This is a genomic window from Streptomyces sp. NPDC054840 (assembly GCF_053611065.1).
The window spans coordinates 1-7,294 of the sequence record NZ_JBSGZP010000373.1; the positions used below are offsets into that span (position 1 = coordinate 1).

Consider the following 7,294-nt stretch of genomic DNA (forward strand, 5'->3'; position numbering starts at 1 on the left):
GCCGGTGCCGGTGCCGTACGAGACACCACCGACGCGAGCGGCAGCGGTGAAGGTCTTCTCGTGGTCCGGACCGGTCTCGGAGACCAGGTACTCGGGCACGCCAAGGCCTTCGGCCGCCGTGAGTTCCTGGAGACTGGTCTTCCAGTCCAGGCCGGCCCCGAGGTTCGAGGACTTCTCGATGAGCGGGTCGAAGAGCCGGTGAACCAGCTCCGAGGCCGCGTCGAGGCCCTGATCGAGGTAGACCGCGCCGATCACCGCTTCAAGGGTGTCGGCGAGGATGGAGGCCTTGTCCCGGCCACCCGTGCCCTCTTCGCCCCGGCCGAGCCGGATGAAGGAGCCGAGTTCGAGGCCGCGCCCGACCTCCGCCAGTGCGCGTGAGTTGACCACCGCGGCCCGAAGCTTGGCCAGCTGGCCTTCGGGGAGATCCGGGTGGGTCGTGTACAGCGTGTCCGTGACCACCAGGCCCAGCACGGAGTCCCCGAGGAACTCCAGGCGTTCGTTGGTGGGCAGACCGCCGTTCTCGTACGCGTACGAACGGTGGGTCAGTGCACGCACCAGAAGGGCGGACTCGAGTTGATACCCGAGCCGCCCTTCCAGAAGCTTGTGGGACGAGGCCGCGTTGTTACTGTCTGCCTGCTTCTCAGCGTTGGACAGCTCAGACATTGCGCCTCTCACCAGCCGCTCAGACCTCGAGGACCTGGCGCTTGTTGTAGGTGCCGCAGCTCGGGCACGCAATGTGCTGGAGCTTCGGCTCCTGGCAACGCTCGCACGAAACCAGGGTGGGGACCGCAGCCTTCCACTGCGACCGGCGGTGGCGCGTGTTGCTGCGCGACATCTTCCGCTTCGGAACAGCCACGGCTACTTCTCCTGCTTCTCGGCGGCGCCCTGAACTCCGTCAGAGGCAGTGCCGCTCATGTTGTCCTTCTCGTCGTCCTGATCGGTCACGACGAGTCCCTGCAATGCCGCCCAACGGATGTCGACGGCGTCATGGTGGTGGTCCGGGTCGTCGTTCAGGCTGAGCCCGCAATCGGGGCACAGTCCGAGACAGTCCTCCCGGCACACCGGCTGCATGGGCAGTGCGAGCACCACCACATCCCGCAGCACGGGTTCGAGGTCGAACAAGCCGTCCTCAAGGTAGAGCGTGTCCTCGTCGTCCTCGGCGTCGTCGGCCGGTTCCGCCTTGGAGCGGCTCCGGTCGTCGGCGTCAGGGTACGAGAACATCTCCTGGAAGTCCGCCTTGAGCTCGCGCTCGACGGACTCCAGACACCTTACGCACTCCCCTACGGCCGACGCGCGGGCGGTGCCTGTGACAAGCACCCCTTCCATGACCGACTCCAGGCGGAGGCTGAGCTTCACCGGGGCGCCTTCCGGCACTCCGATGACGCCGGCGAGACCGAAGTCCGCCGGTGCCGCGATCTCACGGGACAGCCGCTGCATGGCACCAGGACGCCGGCCCAGCTCGTGCGTGTCGAACACGAGGGGGTTGTGGTGGTCGAGGCGGGTATTCAGGGCCGTTCCTGCTTTCACAGATCGCTGAAGATCAGATATTCCGCCGCACTAGGGCAGCATGGATCGCGGTGCATACGCGCGACCGAACAGCCAGGATACCCGGAGCGGCGCCCAGCGCCCAATCGACGGCCTAACGCCCCTGTTCGTACTGGCGGAGCTGGTCCAAGTTGATCATGCTCGTGTCGAAGAGGCTGGTCTCGTCGAGCGAGGGCTGCTGGGCCTGCGGCTGGTAGGCGGCGTAGGGGTCGGGCTGCTGCTGCGGGTAGGCCCCGTACGGGTCAGGCTGCTGCTGGTAGCCGCCGTACGGGTCCTGGTAGGAGTACGCGTCCTGCTGCTGAGCGGCGGGCTGGGCGGGCTGCTGGTAGGAGTACGTGTCGTACACGGGCTCCGCCTGCGCCGGGATCGGTGCCTGCGCCTGCGGCGGCTCCGGCTCGGCCAGGCCCGCCAGGAAGTCCGAGTCGCTCGCCGAGCGGGACTGCTGTCCGGCCGCCGCGTCCTGGGCGGCCATGTGGATGCCGAGGTCGTCCGTCGGGACCCGGCCCAGAAGCTTCTGGCGGCCGCGGCCCACGGCCTCCAGGGTCTTGGAGAGCACCGCCTCGAAGGTCGCCAGCTTGGTGTCCACGTAGGCGTCCGCCTGCTGCCGCTGCATCTCGGGGTCGTGGCTGCGCTCGGGGGCGTCCATGTCGGGGTAGCCGTGCTCGTCCAGACCCGGTCCGCGGCCCAGGAGCTTCTCCCGTCCCCGGTCCACGGAGCCGATGGTCTTGGTCAGCACGACCTCGAAGTTCGCGAGCTTGCTGTCGACGTAGTCGTCGGCCTCGGCCCGGATCTCCTCCGCCTCCCGGCGGGCCTCTTCCAGGATCCGGTCCGCCTCGGCCTGGGAGCGGCGCGCGATCTCGGTGTCGGAGATCAGCGAACCGCGCTGGTTGTGGGCCGCGTCGATGATCCGCTCCGCCTCCCGGCGGGCCTCCTCGACCACCTGCTCCCGGCCGCCGATGAGCTCCTGAGCCTGGGCGAGCGAGCCGGGCAGCGCCTGGCGCACCTCTTCGAGCTGCTCCAGCAGCTCGGCTCGGTTGATCACGCAGGAGGCCGACATGGGCATGGACCGGGCGCCGCCGACGGCCGCGACGATCTCGTCGAGCTTCTTCTGCACGTCCATGGGGGCTCGCACTCTCTCGGCCTCGGGCGGTTCCTGAGACGGACGGGACGACTGTAAGGCCACGGGGCGGGCCCCCGACACTGCCTGACGCCCCATCAGCCGGTCAGCGGTCGCGCAGCCGTTCCAGGAGCGCCGCGTGGACGGGCGCCGGCAGCAGGTGGGCGACGTCGCCGCCCCAGGTCGCGACCTCCTTGACCAGCGAGGAGGACAGGAAACTGTAGGTGGGGATGGTCGGGACGAACAGCGTCTCGACGCCCGACAGGCCCAGGTTCATCTGGGCCATCTGGAGCTCGTAGTCGAAGTCGCTGACCGCGCGCAGGCCCTTGACGATGGCCGGGATGTCCCGCTGCTTGCAATAGTCGACGAGCAGGCCCTGGAAGGCCTCGACCTGGATGTTGCCGTAGTCGGCCGTCGCCTCGCGGATCAGCTCGACCCGCTCGTCGACGGTGAACAGGCCCTGCTTCGATTTGTTGATCATCACGGCGACGTGGACGACGTCGTACAGCCGGGAGGCGCGTCCGATGATGTCGAGGTGTCCGTTGTGGAGGGGATCGAATGACCCAGGACAGACGGCGCGGCGCAACTGAACTCCCTCGTTCATGAGTCTTCGCTGGTGAAGGCGGCGCGGCCGTACCAAAGGGTGCCCTCGCCGTACTTGCGTGACCGGAGCGGCTCGAAGCCCTCGGGCCACGGGAAGGCGCCGCTCCTGGTGCTGCGCTCCACGGTGACGAGCGCATCGTCCGTGAGCCAGCCGTTGGACCGGAGTGTGAGGAGGATCTCCCGCAGGTCGGCGCCGTCCACGCCGTACGGCGGGTCCAGGAAGACGATGTCGTACGGGTCCCCCGCGGCCCTGGCCGCCACGATGTGCTCCGCCTTGCCCGCGCGGAACTCCGCGCCGGGCAGGCCCAGCGTCCTGATGTTGTCCCGGATCGCCTTGGCGGCCTTGGCGTCGGCCTCGACGAGCAGGGTGTGGGCCGCGCCGCGGGAGAGCGATTCCAGGCCGACGGCGCCGGAGCCGCCGTACAGGTCGAGCACCCGGGCCCCTTCGACGCCGTGCAGCGACTCCCAGGTGGAGAAGAGGCCTTCGCGCATCCGGTCCGAGGTCGGCCGGGTGCCGGTGCCGGGGGGCACGGCCAGCCGTCGCCCGCGGGCACTGCCGGCGATCACGCGGGTCATCTGGGGTCCTTCGGTGCGGCGGTGGGTGGAGTGCCCCGGCGCTGCCGCGGCACTCCAACGATAGGTCGTGCCGCTCAGCCCTTCTCCAGGTACTGCTCCCGCTCGGTGTCGAGCAGGGCGTCCAGCGCGGTCCGCAGGCCCGGCAGGCGCTCCAGCGCGGGGTCCTCGGCGACGACGCGGGTGGCCTCCTCCCGTGCCTCGGCGATGACCTCCTCGTCCTCGATGACGGCGAGCATCCGCAGCGAGGAGCGGACCCCGGACTGGGCCTGGCCGAGCACGTCGCCCTCCCGGCGCTGTTCCAGGTCGATCCGGGAGAGTTCGAAGCCGTCGAGGGTGGCGGCGACGGCGGCCAGCCGGGCCCGGGCCGGGGCGGCCTCGTGCATCTCGCTGACCAGCAGGCACAGGCCGGGCGCGGAGCCACGGCCGACGCGGCCGCGCAGCTGGTGGAGCTGGGAGACGCCGAACCGGTCCGCGTCCATGATCACCATGACCGTGGAGTTCGGGACGTTCACCCCGACCTCGATGACGGTGGTGGCGACCAGCACCTTGACCTCGCCGGCGGCGAACCGGCGCATGACGTCGTCCTTGTCGGCGGGGTCCATCCGGCCGTGCAGAACCTCGACGCTCATCCCGGCCAGGGGCCCGCGCGCGAGCTGTTCGGCGATCTCCACGACGGCGAGCGGCGGCCGCTTGTCGCCCTCGTCCTCGGCGGGCTTCTTCCTGGCGTCGTCCTCCCCGTCTCCGATGCGGGGGCAGACCACATACGCCTGATGCCCCTTCTCGACCTCCTCGCGGACCCGTTCCCATGCCCGCGCGAGGAAGTGCGGCTTGTCCTTCGACGGCACGACATGCGTCGCGATCGGGGAGCGCCCGGCCGGCAGCTGGTCGAGGACGGAGGTCTCCAGGTCGCCGAAGACGGTCATGGCGACCGTGCGGGGGATGGGGGTCGCCGTCATCACCAGCAGGTGCGGGGGCTGCTTCCCCTTGGACCGCAGCGCGTCGCGCTGTTCCACCCCGAAGCGGTGCTGCTCGTCCACGACCACCAGGCCGAGGTCGTGGAACTGCACCTTGTCCTCGATCAGCGCGTGCGTGCCGATCACGATCCCGGCCTCGCCGGTGACCAGGTCGAGGAGGGCTTTGCGGCGCGCGGGCATCCCCATGGAGCCGGTGAGCAGGACGACCTTGGTGCCCTGGTCGGAGCCGCCGAGCATGCCCCCTTCGGCCAGTTCGCCCATCATCTCGGTGATGGAGCGGTGATGCTGCTGGGCGAGCACCTCGGTGGGCGCGAGCATGGCCGCCTGTCCGCCGCTGTCGACGACGGCGAGCATCGCCCGCAGCGCGACCAGCGTCTTGCCGCTTCCGACCTCGCCCTGCAGGAGGCGGTGCATGGGGTGTTCCGTCGCCAGGTCGTCGAAGATCTCCTTCGAGACGGTCTGCTGGCCCTGGGTGAGGGTGAAGGGCAGTTTCGCGTCGAAGGAGTCGAGCAGGCCGCCGGGGGCCGGGCGGCGTGGAACGGCCGGGAGCTGGGAGTCGGCGTGCCGGCGGCGGGCCAGGGCGACCTGCAGGACGAAGGCCTCGTCCCACTTCAGGCGCTGCCGGGCGTCCTCGATGTCGGCCTTGGTGCCCGGCCGGTGGATCTTCAGCAGCGCCTCGGTGAGGGGGACCAGCCCTCGGCCCTCACGCAGGGCGGGCGGCAGCGGGTCCACGGCCTCCTGGGCGCTGGGCAGCACCGCGTCCACGCACTTGGCGATCTTCCAGGACTCCAGCTTGGCGCAGGCCGGGTAGATCGGGATGAGCTGCTGGGCGAAGGCGGTCGCGGCGTCCCGGTCGGAGGCGTCCTGGCCGAGCGGCTCGTAGGCCGGGTGCGCGAGCTGGAGCTTGTGGTTGAACTTGGAGACCTTGCCGGCGAACATCGCGCGGCTGCCCGGGAGCAGGTCCTTGTGCGGCTTGTGGACACCGGCGCCGAAGAAGACCAGCTGGAGGCGGCCGCTGCCGTCGGTGATGGTCACCTCCAGACGCTTGCCGCGGCCCCCGTTGAAGGTCAGGATCCGGGCGTCGGCGACCTGCGCGACGACGGTCACGTGCTCGTCGATCTGGTCGGCGAGCTCGGCGAGCGAGGTCAGCTCGCCGCGCTCGGCGTACCGCCGCGGGTAGTGGTGGAGCAGATCCAGGGCCGTGTGCAGGCCGAGCTGCTCGGCCAGCACCTTGGCGGTGGCGGGACCGAGCGTCTTCTTGAGGTCTTCGTCGAGCGCGGGCACGTGTTCCATTGCACACCATGGCGCTGACAAGCCCGCTATTCGACCCCGACGAGGAGCGGCGCCGAGTACCGGCCGCCCCGGTAGGTGACGGTGTCCACGGCGAGGTGGCCCTGCTGGACGTACGCCTCCAGGCGTTCGGCGACGGCGTCCGGCACGTCGGGTCCCAGGACCAGGGTGACGAGTTCGCCGCCGGAGCCCAGCATCCGGTCCAGGACGGCCTCGGCGGTCTCGGTCAGCCCCGAGCCGATCACCGCGACGTCCCCGTCGATGAGGCCGAGCACGTCGCCGGCCTGGCAGATGCCGGCCGAGGTGAAGGACTGCCGTTCGGCGACGGCCAGTTCCCCGTACCGGGTGGCTCCGGCCGCCGCCGTCATGGCGACCACGTCCTCGTCGAAGCTGCCCTCGGGGTCGTGCACGGCGAGGGCGGCGAGGCCCTGGACCGCGGACCGGGTGGGGATCACGGCCACCCGTACGCCCTCGGCGCGGGCCTGTTCGGCGGCCGCGGCCGCGACGGCGCGCAGTTCGGCGCCGCCCGGCAGCAGCACGACCTCGCGGGCGTGCGCGCGGCGGACGGCGTCGAGGAGTTCGGCAACGGCCGGCGGCTCCCCGGGGCGTACGAGCACGGTGGTCGCTCCCGCCTCCCCGCACAGGCCGGCCAGTCCCTCGCCGGGGACGACGGCGACCACGGCCCGCTGGGCGCGCTCGCCCCGCGCCCGGCGGCGTTCGTCACCGAAGTGGGTGATCCGTATCCGGTAGGGCCGCCCGGCCACGACTCCGGCCTCCACGGCGGCGCCGGGGTCGTCGACGTGGACGTGGACGTTCCACAGTCCGTCGCCGCCGACCACGACCAGCGAGTCGCCGAGCCCGTCGAGGCGTTCGCGGAGTTCGCCGACGGCCGCCTCGGAGGCCTCCAGCAGGTAGATCACCTCGTACGCGGGCCCGTCCTCCTCCTGCGCGCAGGGGTCCGGCGACTGCGGTACGGGCACCGCGCGGCCGCGTACCGGTTCGGCGGCCGGCTCCTCGCCGGACAGCGCCTGCCACAGGGCGCCGAAGACGACGACCAGCCCGCAGCCTCCGGCGTCCACCACCCCGGCCCGGCCCAGTGCGGCGAGCTGCCCGGGGGTCTCGGCCAGGGCGGCGCGGGCCCCGTCGTAGGCGGCGAGGGCCACCTCGACCGCGGTCCCGGCGGCGGCGC

The 7,294-nt window shown here is 71.2% G+C and carries 8 protein-coding genes; all 8 read right to left on the reverse strand.

Going from position 1 to position 7,294, the window contains the following annotated elements; translation table 11 throughout:
• Window positions 1-663: ribonuclease III (gene rnc, locus ACWGIU_RS24045; protein ID WP_453708953.1), on the reverse strand; the 663-nt coding region annotated here is incomplete at its 3' end.
• 19 nt (window positions 664-682) lie between these two features.
• Window positions 683-856, reverse strand: a complete 174-nt coding sequence (rpmF, locus tag ACWGIU_RS24050) for a 50S ribosomal protein L32 (RefSeq protein ID WP_003965982.1) — start codon at window positions 854-856, stop codon at window positions 683-685.
• Window positions 857-858: 2 nt separating this feature from the next.
• Window positions 859-1,509, reverse strand: a complete 651-nt coding sequence (locus ACWGIU_RS24055) for a YceD family protein (RefSeq protein WP_453708963.1) — start codon at window positions 1,507-1,509, stop codon at window positions 859-861.
• Between the two features lie 130 nt (window positions 1,510-1,639).
• Window positions 1,640-2,665: a cell division initiation protein gene (locus tag ACWGIU_RS24060; protein WP_453708955.1), complete on the reverse strand. Its 1,026-nt coding sequence runs from the start codon at window positions 2,663-2,665 to the stop codon at window positions 1,640-1,642.
• Between the two features lie 103 nt (window positions 2,666-2,768).
• A complete protein-coding gene (gene coaD, locus ACWGIU_RS24065) occupies window positions 2,769-3,248 on the reverse strand; it encodes a pantetheine-phosphate adenylyltransferase (RefSeq protein ID WP_453708965.1) in 480 nt (159 codons plus the stop codon).
• Window positions 3,249-3,262: 14 nt separating this feature from the next.
• Window positions 3,263-3,841: a 16S rRNA (guanine(966)-N(2))-methyltransferase RsmD gene (gene rsmD / locus ACWGIU_RS24070; protein WP_453708957.1), complete on the reverse strand. Its 579-nt coding sequence runs from the start codon at window positions 3,839-3,841 to the stop codon at window positions 3,263-3,265.
• A gap of 74 nt (window positions 3,842-3,915) precedes the next feature.
• Entirely contained in the window at window positions 3,916-6,108 is a 2,193-nt protein-coding gene (recG, locus tag ACWGIU_RS24075) for an ATP-dependent DNA helicase RecG (RefSeq protein WP_453708959.1), read from the reverse strand.
• 26 nt (window positions 6,109-6,134) lie between these two features.
• The coding region (locus ACWGIU_RS24080) for a DAK2 domain-containing protein (protein ID WP_453708961.1) at window positions 6,135-7,294 on the reverse strand (1,160 nt) is incomplete at its 5' end.